The sequence below is a fragment of the Azoarcus sp. CIB genome (genome assembly GCF_001190925.1).
GTDB lineage: Bacteria > Pseudomonadota > Gammaproteobacteria > Burkholderiales > Rhodocyclaceae > Aromatoleum.
Window position 1 is genome coordinate 739,471 of record NZ_CP011072.1, and the last position, 13,572, is coordinate 753,042.

The 13,572-nt window shown below is 67.0% G+C and carries 16 protein-coding genes; 13 read left to right on the forward strand and 3 right to left on the reverse strand.

Annotated features, from left to right (window positions below):
- Positions 1 to 17: 17 nt before the first annotated feature.
- The 3 genes from lptA to AzCIB_RS03195 are packed head-to-tail and all read right to left on the reverse strand — an operon-like array spanning position 18 to position 2,189.
- Entirely contained in the window at positions 18 to 563 is a 546-nt protein-coding gene (gene lptA, locus AzCIB_RS03185) for a lipopolysaccharide transport periplasmic protein LptA (protein ID WP_050418187.1), read from the reverse strand.
- Entirely contained in the window at positions 563 to 1,144 is a 582-nt protein-coding gene (lptC, locus tag AzCIB_RS03190) for an LPS export ABC transporter periplasmic protein LptC (protein WP_050414558.1), read from the reverse strand. The genes lptA and lptC overlap by 1 nt, the downstream gene beginning before the upstream one ends.
- A gap of 49 nt (positions 1,145 to 1,193) precedes the next feature.
- Positions 1,194 to 2,189 carry a KpsF/GutQ family sugar-phosphate isomerase gene (locus AzCIB_RS03195; protein ID WP_050414559.1) on the reverse strand — a complete coding sequence of 332 codons (996 nt, stop codon included), beginning with the start codon at positions 2,187 to 2,189 and terminating at the stop codon, positions 1,194 to 1,196.
- A 145-nt stretch (positions 2,190 to 2,334) separates the two neighbouring features.
- Here AzCIB_RS03195 and AzCIB_RS03200 point away from each other — a divergent pair, with 145 nt between their 5' ends.
- The 13 genes from AzCIB_RS03200 to hisD all read left to right on the forward strand — a co-directional run bounded on the left by AzCIB_RS03200 (position 2,335) and on the right by hisD (position 13,548).
- Complete coding sequence (locus AzCIB_RS03200) at positions 2,335 to 4,305, forward strand: monovalent cation:proton antiporter family protein (RefSeq protein WP_050414560.1); 1,971 nt, start codon at positions 2,335 to 2,337, stop codon at positions 4,303 to 4,305.
- 160 nt (positions 4,306 to 4,465) lie between these two features.
- Positions 4,466 to 5,284, forward strand: coding sequence for an ABC transporter ATP-binding protein (locus tag AzCIB_RS03205; RefSeq protein ID WP_050414561.1), 819 nt, complete (start codon positions 4,466 to 4,468; stop codon positions 5,282 to 5,284).
- Positions 5,281 to 6,075: a lipid asymmetry maintenance ABC transporter permease subunit MlaE gene (gene mlaE / locus AzCIB_RS03210; protein WP_050414562.1), complete on the forward strand. Its 795-nt coding sequence runs from the start codon at positions 5,281 to 5,283 to the stop codon at positions 6,073 to 6,075. Before AzCIB_RS03205 ends, mlaE begins: the two co-directional genes overlap by 4 nt.
- The gene (gene mlaD / locus AzCIB_RS03215; RefSeq protein WP_050414563.1) at positions 6,072 to 6,545 is read left to right on the forward strand and encodes an outer membrane lipid asymmetry maintenance protein MlaD; all 474 of its coding nucleotides are present in this window, start codon (positions 6,072 to 6,074) and stop codon (positions 6,543 to 6,545) included. Before mlaE ends, mlaD begins: the two co-directional genes overlap by 4 nt.
- Positions 6,546 to 6,573: 28 nt before the next feature.
- A complete protein-coding gene (locus AzCIB_RS03220; RefSeq protein WP_050414564.1) occupies positions 6,574 to 7,350 on the forward strand; it encodes an MlaA family lipoprotein in 777 nt (258 codons plus the stop codon).
- 57 nt (positions 7,351 to 7,407) lie between these two features.
- On the forward strand, positions 7,408 to 8,028 hold the full coding sequence (locus AzCIB_RS03225) for an MlaC/ttg2D family ABC transporter substrate-binding protein (RefSeq protein ID WP_050418188.1): 621 nt from the start codon (positions 7,408 to 7,410) through the stop codon (positions 8,026 to 8,028).
- Positions 8,025 to 8,309 (forward strand): STAS domain-containing protein, encoded by a 285-nt coding sequence (locus AzCIB_RS03230; protein WP_050414565.1) that lies wholly within the window; start codon positions 8,025 to 8,027, stop codon positions 8,307 to 8,309. Before AzCIB_RS03225 ends, AzCIB_RS03230 begins: the two co-directional genes overlap by 4 nt.
- A 13-nt stretch (positions 8,310 to 8,322) precedes the next feature.
- Positions 8,323 to 9,219: an ABC transporter ATP-binding protein gene (locus AzCIB_RS03235; RefSeq protein ID WP_050414566.1), complete on the forward strand. Its 897-nt coding sequence runs from the start codon at positions 8,323 to 8,325 to the stop codon at positions 9,217 to 9,219.
- On the forward strand, positions 9,212 to 9,979 hold the full coding sequence (locus AzCIB_RS03240; protein ID WP_050414567.1) for an ABC transporter permease: 768 nt from the start codon (positions 9,212 to 9,214) through the stop codon (positions 9,977 to 9,979). The genes AzCIB_RS03235 and AzCIB_RS03240 overlap by 8 nt, the downstream gene beginning before the upstream one ends.
- Before the next feature lie 11 nt (positions 9,980 to 9,990).
- Positions 9,991 to 10,248: a BolA family protein gene (locus AzCIB_RS03245; protein ID WP_050414568.1), complete on the forward strand. Its 258-nt coding sequence runs from the start codon at positions 9,991 to 9,993 to the stop codon at positions 10,246 to 10,248.
- A 10-nt stretch (positions 10,249 to 10,258) separates the two neighbouring features.
- Positions 10,259 to 11,521, forward strand: a complete 1,263-nt coding sequence (murA, locus tag AzCIB_RS03250) for a UDP-N-acetylglucosamine 1-carboxyvinyltransferase (RefSeq protein WP_050414569.1) — start codon at positions 10,259 to 10,261, stop codon at positions 11,519 to 11,521.
- A gap of 75 nt (positions 11,522 to 11,596) precedes the next feature.
- Positions 11,597 to 12,238: an ATP phosphoribosyltransferase gene (hisG, locus tag AzCIB_RS03255; RefSeq protein ID WP_050418189.1), complete on the forward strand. Its 642-nt coding sequence runs from the start codon at positions 11,597 to 11,599 to the stop codon at positions 12,236 to 12,238.
- On the forward strand, positions 12,235 to 13,548 hold the full coding sequence (gene hisD / locus AzCIB_RS03260; protein WP_050414570.1) for a histidinol dehydrogenase: 1,314 nt from the start codon (positions 12,235 to 12,237) through the stop codon (positions 13,546 to 13,548). The genes hisG and hisD overlap by 4 nt, the downstream gene beginning before the upstream one ends.
- Positions 13,549 to 13,572: the final 24 nt, after the last annotated feature.

A 13,572-nucleotide genomic window follows, 5' to 3' on the forward strand; every position in this document is an offset into this window, starting at 1 on the left:
GTAGCAGGGTGAAGCGGTCAGTTGGTCTTCTCGGTGCCGGAATTCTTGGGCTGGATCACCGCGCGCACGCGCCCGTCGCCGGTGGCGCGCGTTTCGGTCTTGCCGGGCTGGTTGGTGACCAGATAGTTTTCGCTCAGCGAGTCGTACTCGATGTAGTGGCCGCGCACTTCGTCGGCGCCGGACTTCACGTGGGCCTGGTTGAACAGGCGGGCCCGTTCGGCGCGGCTGTCGTACTCGATGCGCTCGGCCTCGCCCTCGACGTACTCGTTGCTGCCTTCGCGTTTCTGGCGGAAGGTCGCGAGCCGTTTCTCGCTGCCGGTCGCGACGCCGGACTGGAAGCCGTCCGGACCCTGAGTCACGACCAGCTTTGCGCCCTTGATCACCAGGGTACCCTGGGTCAGGACTACATCGCCTTCGAAGACGTGGACCTTGTTGCGGTCGTCGACGGTGACACGGTTGGCCTCGATGTTGACGGGCTGCTCACGGTCGGCGCGTTCGGCGAGCGCGGGCTGCGACAGCAGGCCGAGCGAGAGCACGAGAGCGGCGGGAAGGGAAGTGCGCATCATGGTGAGTTCCGGTTGGTGCGCGGGATTTGCACGCGCGCGTTGCCGATGAGTTCCAGTGTGCCGAAGATGTTGTCGGACTTCATGCCGTTCGCGTGGGCCGTGCTCGCGCCCTGGGTGATCGCGACCGGGTCGGACGTCGCGGCACGTTCCTCGTCGGGCCAGATCGTGAGCGAGGCGGACGCGAGGGTCATTTCGGGGCTGTCCTGCGCCGCCTCGCGCCGCGCGCGCACGTCGCCGGCCAGGCGCACCTCTTCGCCCTCGCGCAGCACTTCGCCCTGTTGCGAGCTGAGGTGCAGTTCGCGCCCGTCGACCTCGTAGCGCAGGCGGGGGCGCTCGAGCGTCGTGGCATCCGTCTGCGGGTGGTGCGTGATCTTGTCCGCGAGCAGTTCGTAGTGCTGCCGACCGGTGCGGTCGAAGGCGATGAGGCGCGTCTGTTCGGCGACGAAGTCCGGTTCCTGGCGCGTCCGCGACGACGGGCGGGCCTCGTCGTCAGTGGTGACCCGCTCCAGCCACAGCGACGCACCGGCCACGATGATCAGGCCGGCGAGGGGGTAGAGTTGCTGGATGGACGGTTTCACGGCTGGGGCGTCAGGCGGTACAGGTCGTGCGCGGACAGGGTGGCGCGCATCAGATCACCTTCGCCAGCATGAGGTCGTGGGTCGTCAACGCCCCGGCGAGGGCGCCGTGATGATCCACGACGAGCAGTTGGTTGATGCGCTGCCGTTCCATTACCTCCGCAGCCGCCGCGGCGAGCGCGTCCGGGCCGATGCTGCGCGGGTTGCGCGTCATCACCTCGGCAATCGTCGCGCTGCGCGCGTCGCAGCCGCGTTCCAGCGCCCGGCGCAGGTCGCCGTCGGTGAAGATGCCGATCGGACGGCCGTCGGCGGCGACCACGGCGGTCATGCCCATGCCGCCGCGCGACATCTCGATCAGCGCGGCCATCATCGAGGCGTCTTCGGACACCTGCGGCACGCCCTCGCTCGGGCGCATCACGTCGCTTACGTGGGTCAGCAGGCGGCGGCCCAGGCTACCGCCCGGATGCGAGCGCGCGAAATCGTCCGCGCCGAAGCCGCGCGCGTCGAGCAGCGCCACCGCAAGGGCGTCGCCGAGCGCGAGCGCCGCGGTCGTGCTCGCCGTCGGCGCGAGATTCAGCGGACAGGCTTCCTCAGCCACCGCGGCATCCAGATGAACGTCGGCCTCGCGCGCGAGCGGCGATTCCGGCCGGCCGGTGATCGAGATGAGCTTCGCGCCCTGGCGCTTGACCAGCGGCACGATGGTGAGCACTTCCTCGCTCGCGCCCGAGTTCGACAGCGCGATCACGATGTCTTCGGGCGTGATCATCCCGAGGTCGCCGTGGGCGGCTTCCGCCGCGTGTACGAAATAGGCCGGCGTGCCGGTGCTGGCGAGGGTGGCCGCGAGCTTGCGTCCGATGTGGCCCGACTTGCCGATGCCGGTGACGATGACGCGCCCACGGCGCTGCAGGATCAGGTCCACCGCCTGCTCGAATTCGGCACCGAGACGGTCCGCGAGGGCGATGACGGCATCGGCCTCGATGCGCAGCACGCGCCGCGCGAGGGAGACTGCGCCGGCTTCCCGCGCGGATTTGGGCAGGGGTGGGTTCATGGCGTTCGGAGCGGTTACACTTTTCTTTTATAGATGGCGCTGCGCGGCATGAGTCGTCGATAATCGGGCGACGCTGCAGCGCACCAAGGCGGACGAGTATACCTGAACCGGGGTCCGCCGAACCCGATGCACAACGCGGAGCCCCATGCCGAATACCCTGGAGTTGGTTCTCCTCCTGCTGGCCGCGGCGGTCGTCACGGTGGCGATCTTCCGCAGCCTGAATCTGCCGCCCGTGCTTGGTTACCTGCTGGTTGGCGCGGCGGTGGGGCCGCACGCGCTGAAGCTGGTGCCGGCCTCCGAAGGTGCGAGCCATCTCGCCGAGTTCGGCGTCGTGTTCCTGATGTTCTCGATCGGCCTCGAATTCTCGCTGCCGCGCCTGCTGGCGATGAAACGGACGGTGTTCGGGCTCGGCTCCGCCCAGGTGCTCGGATGCATCGCGCTGGTGATGTCGGTGGGGCACCTCTTCGGTCTCGGCTGGGGGGTAGGCCTCGCGCTGGGCAGCACGCTGGCGATGTCGTCGACCGCGATCCTGTCCAAACTCCTTTCCGACCGCATGGAGCTCGACAGCAAGCACGGGCGCGAGACCATGGGTGTGCTGCTGTTCCAGGACATCGCTGTCGTGCCCCTGCTGATCCTGATCCCGGCGCTCTCGCAGCCAGCCGAGGCGCTGGCGGAAACACTTGGAATCGCGGCCCTGAAGGCTGTCGTTCTGCTGGTCCTGGTGCTCGGCTTCGGCCAGCGGCTGATGCGCGCATGGTTCACCATCGTCGCGCGCCGCCGCTCGGGCGAACTCTTCATGCTCAATGTGCTGCTGATCACGCTGGGGTTGGCGTGGCTCTCGCAGTTGGTCGGTCTGTCGCTCGCCCTTGGTGCCTTTCTCGCCGGCATGCTGATTTCCGAGACCGAGTTTCGCTACCAGGTCGAGGAGGACATCAAGCCTTTCCGGGACGTGCTGCTGGGGCTGTTCTTTGTCACGGTCGGCATGTTCCTCGACGTCCATGTGATCGCGAGCCACCTGTTCGCGGTGCTGGGCATGGTCGCGGCGCTCTTGGTCGTGAAGTGCGCGATCGTGTTCGCCGCCTCGCGTGCGTTCGGCTCCTCCGCCGGGACGGCGCTGCGTACCGGCTTGTGGCTGTGCGCGGGCGGCGAATTCGGCTTCGTGCTGGTGTCGCAGATCGACGGTCTCGGTCTGATGCCGCCCGCGCTGCTGCAGACCACGGTCGCCGCGCTGGTCGTGTCGATGCTGCTCGCGCCGCTGGTCGTGCAGGCGAGCGACCGGCTCGTGCTGCGTTTCGTCGCGTCCGAATGGTTGTTGCGCTCGATGGAGCTAACCCGCGTCGCGGCGCAGTCGATGAACACCAGCAAGCACATCATCATCTGCGGCTACGGGCGCAGCGGGCAGTACATGGCGCGCTTCCTCGAGCAGGAGGATGTCAGCTACGTCGCGCTGGATCTCGATCCCGAGCGTGTGCGCGAGGCGGCGGCGGCCGGCGACACGGTGGTCTACGGCGACGCCTCGCGCCATGAGACGCTGATGGCGGCCGGCATCATGCGCGCGAGTGCGCTGGTGATAGCCTTTGGCGAGGTCGAGGCGGCGCTGCGCGTGCTGCATCGTGCGCTCGCACTGCGGCCGGATCTGCCGGTCGTCACGCGCGCCGCCGACGAGAAGGACATGGACCGCCTGTCGCAGGGCGGCGCCGCCGAAGTCGTGCCCGAGGCTTTCGAGGGCAGCATCATGCTTGCGTCTCACGCCCTTGCGCTCATTGGCGTGCCGCTCAATCGCGTCGTGCGGCGCATCCGTGACGTGCGCAACCAGCGCTACGCGCTCATGCGTGGCTTCTTCCATGGCACTTCCGACGCGGCCGATGGCCCGGAGTCGCGCCAGGTGCGGCTGCACCCGGTGACTTTGCCGGCCGGCGCGCACGCGGTCGGCCGCACCCTGGGGGCGATGGCGCTCGACGAGTTCGGCGTGACCGTGTCGGCCGTGCGTCGGCGCAACATCCGCGGCCTCGCGCCGAGTGCCGAGACCCTGATGCAGGCGGGCGACGTGGTCGTGCTGATGGGTGTGCCGGCCGACCTCGATCAGGCGGAGGGGCGGCTGCTGCGGGGGAAGTGAGCCGCAGGGACTTTGTCGCCGGTGCGCGCCCCTTCGATGCCCTCCGCAGCGCAACAGTGTGTTCGTGCATTCGGTCCGCATCCGGTTGGCGGCGATGGCTGCTGCTTCCGCCCTGTCTGCTAAACTAACGGGCTTTGAAGATCCCTGAAGGGGCGTCGACTTGGTTTCCGAAACCGACAATCTGCTGGTGAGCCTGAAGGATGTCCGCTTCGCCTATGGCGAGCGCGAGATCCTGCGCGGCGTCGACCTGAAGGTGCCGCGGGGCAAGGTCGTCGCGATCATGGGCGGCAGCGGTTGCGGCAAGACCACGCTGTTGCGCCTGATAGGCGGGCAGCTGCGTGCGACCGCCGGTACCGTCGAAGTCGCCGGCCGCAATGTCGCGTCCCTGAATACTGCCGAGCTCTACGAGATGCGCCGGCGCATGGGCATGCTGTTCCAGTTCGGGGCGCTCTTCACCGACATGTCGGTGCTCGACAACGTCGCCTTCCCGCTGCGCGAACACACCGATCTGCCGTTCAGCCTGATCCGCGACATGGTGCTGATGAAGCTCAATGCGGTCGGGCTGCGCGGCGCGGCGGACCTCATGCCGGCGGAACTGTCGGGTGGCATGGCGCGCCGCGTCGCGCTGGCGCGGGCGATCGCGCTCGATCCGATGCTGATCATGTACGACGAGCCCTTCGCCGGCCTCGACCCGATCTCGCTCGGCGTCATCGGCCAGCTGATCCGCAAGCTCAACGACGCGCTCGGTGCGACGACGATCATGGTGACGCACGACATCATGGAGTCGCTGCAGATCGTCGATTACATCTATTTCGTTTCCGAAGGCCGCATCGTCGCGGAAGGTACGCCCGACGAGCTGCGCGCCTCGAAGGATCCCTGGGTGTACCAGTTCATCCACGCCGAGCCCGACGGCCCCGTGCCCTTCCACTATCCGGCCGAAGCGCTGGACGAAAGCCTCATCGGCGGGAGGGCCGCGTGAACGGCCTGCTGAACTTCATCCGTCGCCTCGGCGCGACGGCGGTCGAAGGCGTGTGGCGCATCGGTTTCGCCGCGCGCTTCTTCATGCTGTTGCTGCGCCATTCGGGGCAATCGCTGACGCGCATCCACCTGACGGTGCGCGAGATCTACTTCAGCGGGGTGCTCTCGCTGCTGATCATCATCGTTTCAGGTCTCTTCGTCGGCATGGTGCTGGGCCTGCAGGGCTATGAGACGCTGCAGCGCTACGGTTCGGGCGATGCGCTCGGCGTGCTCGTGTCGCTGTCGCTGACGCGCGAGCTCGGTCCGGTCGTTGCCGGACTCCTCTTCGCCAGCCGCGCCGGCCTTGCCGTGACCGCGGAGATCGGCCTGATGAAGACCACCGAGCAGCTCGACGCGATGGACATGATGGCGGTCAATCCCATCGCCCGCGTCGTCGCGCCGCGCTTCTGGGGCGGCGTGATCTCGATGCCGCTGCTGGCCGCGCTGTTCTCCGCGATGGGCGTGCTCGGCGGCTGGCTGATCGGTGTCGTGTTCATTGGCGTCGATAACGGCGCGTTCTGGTCGCAGATGCAGGCGGCCGTGGACTTTCGCTTCGATATCATGAACGGCGTGATCAAGAGCTTCGTGTTCGGCGCCACGGTCGCGCTGATCGCCGTGTTCGAGGGCTATGACTGCACGCCGACCGCCGAGGGGCTGTCGCGTGCGATCACCCGCACCGTCGTGACCTCCGCGCTGGCGATCCTGGCGCTCGATTTCGTGCTTACATCTCTTATGTTCCGAGGGCAGTCATGAGGCGTACAACGCTCGACCTGTGGGTCGGTTTCTTCGTCATCATCGGCATGGCCGCGCTGATATTCCTCGCGTTCAAGGTCGGCAACCTGGGCGCGGCGAACGGCGGGGAATCCTATGTCGTGAGCGGGCAGTTCGACAACATCGGCGGCCTGAAGGCGAGGGCTCCGGTCAAGAGCGCAGGGGTGGTCGTGGGGCGGGTCAAGGAAATCCGCTTCGATCCCAAGACCTATCGCGCCGTCGTCGCCCTGTCGCTCGACGCGAGTTACCAGTTCCCGCGCGACACGATCGCGACCATCCTGACCTCCGGCCTGCTCGGCGAGCAGTACGTCGGGCTCGAGCCGGGCGGTGACGAGGCGATGCTGCAGACCGGCGACGTGTTGCAGATCACCCAGTCCGCGGTCGTGCTGGAGAAGCTCATCGGCCAGTTCATGTTCGACAAGGCTGCCGAAGGGTCGGCGCCCGCGAACTGAACCGGTTGCGCGCGATCTGAATCCCATAATGAAAAAAACGACCTCCCCCAAGCTCGTCAGGGCATTCGCCGTCGCGGCCGCCTGCTTAGCGCTGGCCGGTTGCACGACGCGTGTCGCCAATCCGGACGATCCGCTCGAAAGCTACAATCGCACGATGTTCACCTTCAACGAGAAGGTGGACGAGGCCGCGATCCAGCCCGTTGCCAAGGCCTACGACAAGGTCACACCGCTGCCCGTGCGTACCGGCGTCGGCAATTTCTTCGGCAACGTCGGCGACGTGTGGATTGGCGGCAACAACCTGTTGCAGGGCAAATTCGCGGATGGCCTGAGCGACCTGCTACGCTTCGCGATCAACTCGACGGTCGGCATCCTCGGCTTCTTCGACGTCGCCAGCGAGCTCGAACTGCCCAAGCACGACGAGGATTTCGGCCAGACCCTGGGCTGGTGGGGCGTGGGCGAAGGGGCGTATTTCGTCGTGCCGTTCTTCGGTCCGCGCACCGTCCGCGACGCGGCGGTCCTGCCGATCGACCTGTACGGCGATGACGTGTGGGGCATCAGGGACGTCCCGACGCGCAACAGCCTCACGGCGCTGCGCCTCGTGCATGCGCGCGCCAACCTGCTCGGCATCGACAAGACGCTCGACGAAGGCACGCTGGACAAGTATGCCTACGCGCGCGATTTCTACCTGCAGCAGCGCCGCTACCGCGTGTTCGACGGCAATCCGCCGCTCGAAGAGATCGATTTCAACGGCGCCCGGCGGCAACAGGATGACGCCGAACTGGTCGCGGAAACCGGTGCGCAATAACTTTCTGACGGACAACAGGGGCACCCGCATGGTCGCCGGTGTCCCCGAGGAGTGATGATGAATAAGTTCCTGCTTTCCCTGTGCCTGATGTTCTCGGTGCTGCCGGCGCTGGCCGCCGACGCGCCCAAGGGGCCCGATGCGCTCGTGCGCGAAGTCAGCGACGACGTCCTGACCATCGTGCGCAAGGACAAGGCGATCCAGTCGGGTGACACGCGCCGCGTGATCGACCTGGTCGAGGAAAAGGTCCTGCCGCACTTCAACTTCCGCCGCATGACCATGCTGGCGGTCGGCAAGGACTGGCGCCAGGCCAACCCGGAACAGCAGGGCAAGCTCGTCGAAGCCTTCCGCGTCCTGCTCGTGCGCACCTACTCCAACGCGCTGACGCAGTACCGCGACCAGACCATCGGCTACAAGCCCGCCAAGTTCGGCGAGGCCGATACTTCGGTGCGCGTGCAGACCGAAGTCCGTCAGGCCGGAGCACAGCCGATCAATATCGACTACACGCTGGAAAAGACGCCCGAGGGCTGGAAGGTGTTCGACGTGGTCGTCGCCGGCGTCAGCCTCGTGACCAATTATCGCGGCACCTTCGCGCAGGAAATTCGCGCCGGCGGCGTGGATGGATTGATCCGCTCGCTCGAGCAGAAGAACCGAGACCTCACGGCACCGGCACATTCATGAACGCTGACGCGGACAAAGTCCTCGCCATAGAAGGCGAGCTGACGATGGCGACGGCCGCGCAATGGATCGAGCGTGGCCGCGCGCTGGCGCGCGCCGAGGATCTCGTCGTCGACCTGTCCGGCGTGAGCGCGGCGGATTCGTCGGCCCTTGCGCTGCTGTTCGACTGGATGCGCGTTGCCCGCGCGAGCGGACACAAGGTTCGCCAGACCGGCATGCCGGCGGGGATGCTCAGCCTTGCGACGCTCTATGGCGTCGACGAGCTGCTGCCCGCGGAAGCCTGACCTCCTGCCGTCGATGAATCCTCCCGCAATACGGATCGTTTCGGCGACCAAGCGTTACGGTTCCCTGCTGGCGCTCGCCGGTGTCGACCTCGAAGTTGCGCAGGGCGAATTCTTCGGCCTGCTCGGACCGAACGGCGCGGGCAAGACGACGCTCATCTCGGCGCTCTCGGGCCTCGCGCGCCCGGACGGCGGCGTCTTCGAGATCATGGGCTACAACGTCGTCTCGGACTACCGCAGCGCCCGGCGCAACCTCGGTGTCGTGCCGCAGGAGCTGGTGTTCGACCCCTTCTTTTCGGTGCGCGAGCTGTTGCGCATCCAGTCCGGCTACTTCGGCATCCGCAACAACGACGACTGGATCGACGAGATCCTCGAGAGCCTGGATCTGACCGCCAAGGCCGGCGCCAACATGCGCATGCTCTCGGGGGGCATGAAGCGGCGCGTGCTTGTCGCGCAGGCGCTCGTGCATCGTCCCCCGGTGATCGTGCTCGACGAGCCGACCGCCGGTGTCGACGTCGAGCTGCGCCAGGGCTTGTGGCAGTTCATCCGCAAACTCAATCGCGACGGCCACACCATCGTGCTGACGACGCACTACCTCGAAGAGGCCGAGGCGCTGTGCGGGCGCATCGCGATGCTCAAATCCGGCAAGGTCGTCGCGCTGGATACCACCGAGAACCTGTTGCGTCGCTTCGCCAGCCATTCGCTCGCGGTGCGCCTCGAACGCCCCGAACTGGCGGCTGCCTCGGGTGGCGTGCTCGCGGCCAACGGCTGGGCGGAGTTTCCCCTCGATCGCTACGAAGATCTGGAGCCCCTGCTGGCGCGCTTGCGCGAGGCGGGAGCGAAGATCCTCGACCTGCGTCTGGGCGAGGCCGATCTCGAGCGCGTGTTCGTGGAGGTGATGAACCGTGCATGAGCGCCTGATCGGTTTCCGCACCCTGCTGCAGAAGGAGGTGCTGCGTTTCTGGAAGGTGAGCTTCCAGACCGTTGGCGCCCCGGTTCTCAATGCGTTGCTGTACCTGCTGATCTTCTCGCACGTCCTCGACCGGCACGTCACGGTGTATGGCGACGTCGCCTACACGGCCTTCCTCGTGCCGGGTCTCGTGATGATGTCGCTGCTGCAGAACTCGTTCGCGAACAGCTCCTCGTCGCTGATCCAGAGCAAGATCACCGGCAACATCATCTTCGTGCTGCTGCCGCCGCTGTCCTACCGCGAGTTCTATGCCGCCTACGTGATCGCGTCGGTGCTGCGCGGGCTGTTCGTCGGCTTCGGCGTGTTGCTCGTGTCCTTCCCCTTCGTCGAGCTGCCAATGGCGGCCCCGGGCTGGATCTTCGCGTTCGGCCTCATGGGGGGCGCGATCCTCGGCTCGCTGGGCGTCATCGCGGGGATCTGGGCCGACAAGTTCGACCAGCTCGCGGGCTTCCAGAATTTCCTGATCATGCCGCTGACGATGCTGTCCGGCGTGTTCTACTCGATCCACTCGCTGCCCGAGTTCTGGCAGAAGGTCTCGCACATCAATCCGTTTTTCTTCATGATCGATGGCTTCCGTTACGGCTTCTTCGGTCAGTCCGACGTCTCGCCGTGGCTGAGCCTTGCGGTCGTGAGTCTTTGTTTCGTGTTCCTCGCAGTGCTGACCCTGGCGATGCTCGCCCGGGGCTACAAGCTGCGGGCTTGAGGGTAGTCACTATGTTCGAAGCAGCAGAAATCAAGCGTCTCATCGAGCAGGGCATGGCCTGCGAATTCGTCGAGATCCAGGGTGACGACGGGGTCCATTTCACCGGCATCGTCGTCAGCGCCGAATTCGAAGGCAAGCCCAAGGTGCGCCAGCACCAGGCCGTGTATGCGACGCTCGGCAAGCTCATGGGCAACGAGATCCACGCGCTGCAGCTGCAGACCTACTCCCCTGCGAAGTGGGCCGAAGTCCGCACCGACCTGGGCTTCTGAGCGGGACACGATGGATAAGCTTCTGATCGAAGGCGGCGCCCGCCTCACGGGCGAGACCGCCATTTCCGGCGCGAAGAACGCGGCGCTGCCCATCCTGTGTGCGGCGCTGCTGACGCGCGAGCCGGTCACGTTTACGAACGTGCCGCAGCTCAACGACATCGGCACGCTGCTGAAGCTCCTCGCGCAGATGGGCGTGAAGGTCAGCCGCGGCAGCGGCGACGACGCTGATACCGTGACGCTCGACGCGTCGGCACTCGACAACCCGGTTGCGACCTACGAGATGGTCAAGACCATGCGCGCGTCGATTCTCGTGCTCGGCCCGCTGGTCGCGCGTTGCGGCGAGGCGAAGGTGAGCCTGCCCGGCGGCTGCGCGATCGGCGCGCGGCCCGTGGATCAGCACATCAAGGGCCTGCAGGCGATGGGCGCGCAGGTCGCGGTCGAGCACGGCTACGTGCACGCGAAGGTGCCGCGCCTCAAGGGCGCGCGCCTGTTCACTGACATGGTTACCGTCACCGGCACCGAAAACCTGATGATGGCGGCCTGTCTCGCCGACGGAGAGACCGTCATCGAGAACGCCGCACGCGAGCCCGAGGTCGTCGATCTGGCGAACTGCCTGGTCGCGATGGGCGCGCGCATCTCCGGCGCCGGCACCGACGTGATCCGCATCCGTGGCGTGGAGTGCCTGTCGGGCACGACCCACCGCATCATGCCGGACCGCATCGAGACCGGCACCTACCTGTGCGCCGCGGCCGCGACGGGCGGCGAAATCCGCCTCACGCGCACGTCGTCGGCCTATCTCGATGCCGTCATCGACAAGCTGATGGATGCCGGCTGCGACATCGTCTCCGAGCGCGACGCGATCCGCCTGAAGGCGCCGCAGCGCCTCACCGCGGTGAGCATTCGCACCTCGCCGTACCCGGCCTTCCCGACTGACATGCAGGCGCAGTTCATGGCGATCAACGCGGTCGCGAATGGTGCCGCGGTGATCCGCGAGACGATCTTCGAGAACCGCTTCATGCACGCGGTCGAGCTCCAGCGCCTCGGTGCGGACATCCGCATCGACGGTAATACCGCGGTGGTGCAGGGCGTCGAGCGCCTGCAGGGCGCGACCGTGATGGCCACCGACCTGCGCGCGTCGGCGAGCCTCGTGATCGCCGGACTGGTCGCCGAGGGCGAGACCGTGATCGAGCGCATCTACCATCTCGACCGCGGCTATGAGCGTCTCGGGCAAAAGCTCGCCGACCTCGGCGCGCGGGTGCGCCGGCTGGCGTAAGGTGCGTGGTAGCCCCCCGGCGCGGATGCCGCGCCGGGTTACAATGTTTTTTTGATATTTCCCGAGGCACCCTTCGTGTCCAGCATTACCCTCGCCCTGTCCAAGGGCCGCATCTTCGAGGAAACGCTGCCGCTGCTCGCGGCCGCCGGCATCACGCCGACCGACAATCCCGAGACCTCGCGCAAGCTCATTATCGGCACGAACCGTCCCGACGTGCGCCTCGTGATCGTGCGCGCGACCGATACGCCGACCTACGTCCAGTACGGGGCGGCCGATCTCGGCATCGCGGGCAAGGACGTGCTCCTCGAGCATGGCGGGGCCGGGCTGTATCAGCCGCTGGACCTCAATATCGCGAAGTGCCGCCTGTGCGTCGCGACGCAGAAGGGTTTCGATTACGCCGCTGCGACCCGCCCCGGCGGGCGCATCCGCGTCGCGACCAAGTACATCAACAGCGCGAAGGCGCACTTCGCCGCGAAAGGCGTGCATGTCGACCTGATCAAGCTGTACGGCTCGATGGAGCTCGCGCCGCTGGTCGGCCTCGCGGATGCGATCGTGGACCTGGTCTCGAGCGGCAACACGCTGCGCGCGAACAACCTCGAGGAAGTCGAGGAGATCATGTCGATCAGCTCGCGCCTGGTCGTGAACCAGGCCTCGCTAAAGATGAAGCGCGAGCTCATCCAGCCCGTGCTGGAGGCCTTTGCCGGAGCCGTGAGATGAGTGATTCGGAGCGCAGCATCCGCCGCCTCGACGCGCGCGATCCCGAGTTCCTGTCCACGCTGGACGCACTTCTCGCCTTCGAAGGCAGCGCCGACGCGCGCATCGACGCGGCCGTCACCGAGATCCTGAGTGCCGTGCGCACCACCGGTGACGCCGCGGTCATCGAATACACGCGCCGCTTCGACCGCCTCGACGTGAAGTCGATGGCCGCGTTGGAGTTGCCGAAGTCCGAACTGAAGGCCGCGCTCGACAGCCTCACCGTCGAGCAGCGCGAAGCCCTGCGCATCGCCGCCGACCGCGTGCGCATCTACCACGAACGCCAGCGTGCCGAGTCGTGGGACTACGTCGAGGCCGACGGCACGCGCCTGGGCCAGAAGGTCACGCCGCTCGACCGCGTCGGCCTGTACGTGCCGGGTGGGCGCGCGTCCTACCCGAGTTCGGTGCTGATGAACGCCATTCCGGCCAAGGTCGCCGGTGTCGGCGAGCTGATCATGGTCGTGCCGACGCCGAACGGCGAGAAGAACCCGCTCGTCCTCGCCGCCGCCGCCATCACCGGCGTCGATCGCGTATTCACGATCGGCGGCGCGCAGGCCGTCGCCGCGCTCGCCTACGGCACACAGACCCTGCCGCAGGTAGACAAGATCGTCGGCCCCGGCAATGCCTATGTTGCCGAGGCCAAGCGCCGCGTGTTCGGCACGGTCGGCATCGACATGGTCGCCGGGCCGTCCGAGGTGCTGATCATCTCCGACGGCAGCGGCCACTCCGACTGGGTCGCGATGGACCTGTTCGCGCAGGCCGAGCACGACGAGCTGGCGCAGTCCATCCTGTTATGCACCGACGCCGCGTTCATCGATGCGGTGGAGGCCTCGATCGAGCGCCTGCTGCCGACGATGCCGCGGCGCGAGACCATCGCCGCCTCGCTCGCCAATCGCGGCGCGCTGATCCACGTCGATAGTCTGGAGCAGGCCTGCACGATCGCGAACCGCATCGCGCCGGAACACCTCGAGCTGTCGCTCGACGAGCCCGAGCCTTGGATAGCCCGCATCCGTCACGCCGGCGCGATCTTCGTCGGGCACTGGTCGGTGGAGGCCCTGGGCGACTATTGCGCCGGTCCCAACCACGTGCTGCCGACGATGCGCAGCGCGCGCTTCTCGTCGCCGCTGGGCGTGTACGACTTCCAGAAGCGCACCAGCATCATCCAGATTTCGGAAGCGGGGGCGCAGACGCTGGGGCGCGTCGCCTCGACGCTCGCCCACGGTGAAGGCCTGCAGGCGCACGCGCGCTCGGCGGAGATGCGCCTGCACAAGTGAGCCACGCCACGCCGCACCGCTCGT

What these genes read in the sequence shown, in the direction of transcription:
- mlaD (WP_050414563.1), top strand. Translation starts at nt 6,072, where the DNA reads ATGAGGCGTACAACGCTCGACCTGTGGGTCGGTTTCTTCGTCATCATC.
- AzCIB_RS03245 (WP_050414568.1), top strand. Translation starts at nt 9,991, where the DNA reads ATGTTCGAAGCAGCAGAAATCAAGCGTCTCATCGAGCAGGGCATGGCC.
- AzCIB_RS03220 (WP_050414564.1), top strand. Translation starts at nt 6,574, where the DNA reads ATGAAAAAAACGACCTCCCCCAAGCTCGTCAGGGCATTCGCCGTCGCG.
- AzCIB_RS03235 (WP_050414566.1), top strand. Translation starts at nt 8,323, where the DNA reads ATGAATCCTCCCGCAATACGGATCGTTTCGGCGACCAAGCGTTACGGT.
- murA (WP_050414569.1), top strand. Translation starts at nt 10,259, where the DNA reads ATGGATAAGCTTCTGATCGAAGGCGGCGCCCGCCTCACGGGCGAGACC.
- AzCIB_RS03195 (WP_050414559.1), bottom strand. Translation starts at nt 2,189, where the DNA reads ATGAACCCACCCCTGCCCAAATCCGCGCGGGAAGCCGGCGCAGTCTCC.
- AzCIB_RS03200 (WP_050414560.1), top strand. Translation starts at nt 2,335, where the DNA reads ATGCCGAATACCCTGGAGTTGGTTCTCCTCCTGCTGGCCGCGGCGGTC.
- lptA (WP_050418187.1), bottom strand. Translation starts at nt 563, where the DNA reads ATGCGCACTTCCCTTCCCGCCGCTCTCGTGCTCTCGCTCGGCCTGCTG.
- AzCIB_RS03225 (WP_050418188.1), top strand. Translation starts at nt 7,408, where the DNA reads ATGAATAAGTTCCTGCTTTCCCTGTGCCTGATGTTCTCGGTGCTGCCG.
- AzCIB_RS03230 (WP_050414565.1), top strand. Translation starts at nt 8,025, where the DNA reads ATGAACGCTGACGCGGACAAAGTCCTCGCCATAGAAGGCGAGCTGACG.
- hisD (WP_050414570.1), top strand. Translation starts at nt 12,235, where the DNA reads ATGAGTGATTCGGAGCGCAGCATCCGCCGCCTCGACGCGCGCGATCCC.